Here is a 1,215-nt window from a genome sequence, read left to right on the forward strand (position 1 = left end):
TCGCAGATGCAGTCGTCATTGGGGATGTTGTTGGTTGTTGGTGTTGGCGTTACCGATGGTGTATCGGTTCCCGTTGGCGTCAGTGTTACCGATGGTGTATCGGTTCCCGTTGGTGTTGGTGTTCCCGTTGGTGTTGGTGTTCCCGTTGGTGTCGGTGTTACCGTTGGCGTTGGTGTTCCCGTTGGCGTCGGTGTTCCCGTTGGCGTCGGTGTTCCCGTTGGTGTTGGTGTTCCCGATGGTGTTCCCGTTGGTGTTGGTGTTCCCGATGGTGTTCCCGTTGGTGTATCGGTTCCCGTTGGTGTTGGTGTTCCCGTTGGCGTCGGTGTTCCCGTTGGCGTCGGTGTTACCGTTGGCGTAGGTGTTCCCGATGGTGTCGGTGTTCCCGTTGGTGTCGGTGTTACCGATGGCGTAGGTGTTCCCGTTGGTGTCGGTGTTGCTGTGGAATTACTAAAGAGAATGATGTCGGTTGGTGAGAGAGAATTGGCTTTGATAGAGATAGTTTGACCATTCCCTAAATTTAAGACTAAACCCGAAGGGGTAGATTGTAATGCGGCGATTACTTGTTCGGGTGAGGTGAAACCGAAGGCGACATCAAGTTGTAATTTATCTTCTCCAGGGGTGAAGTCGGAAATCTGGTTTTGTCCACCGAAAGTACCAGGAACGGGACTAAAGATAAAGGTGTCATTACCAACTCCTCCGGTGAGGGTGTTGTTGCCAACTCCGCCATTGAGGATGTCATTACCAACGCCACCATCAAGGATGTCATCACCACCGCCACCGCTGAGATTGTCTGGGTTGCCCGTACCTGTGAAGTTGTCGTTAAAGGGACTGCCAATGATAGTGATGGGTTGAGTGATGTTGCTGAAGTTTTGGGTAACGCTGTTGGGAGAGGAGGCATAGTCGAAGAAGTTGGTTGAAGTCGGTGTTGCCGATGAAGTCGGTGTTGTCGATGAAGTCGGTGTTGTCGATGAAGTCGGTGTTGCCGATGAAGTCGGTGTTGCCGATGAAGTCGGTGTTGCCGATGAAGTCGGTGTTGTCGATGAAGTCGGTGTTGCCGATGAAGTCGGTGTTGCCGATGAAGTCGGTGTTCCCGATGAAGTCGGTGTTCCCGATGAAGTCGGTGTTCCCGATGAAGTCGGTGTTGCCGATGAAGTCGGTGTTGCCGATGAAGTCGGTGTTCCCGATGAAGTCGGTGTTCCCGATGAAGTCGGTGTT

General features: G+C 52.7%; 1 pseudogene. It reads right to left on the reverse strand.

What is annotated here, in order from left to right:
• Positions 1-1,215: pseudogene (locus QUB12_RS37405) on the reverse strand (hypothetical protein); the annotation flags it as partial.

The organism is Microcoleus sp. B7-D4 (genome assembly GCF_036705125.1).
Lineage (GTDB): Bacteria > Cyanobacteriota > Cyanobacteriia > Cyanobacteriales > Microcoleaceae > Microcoleus.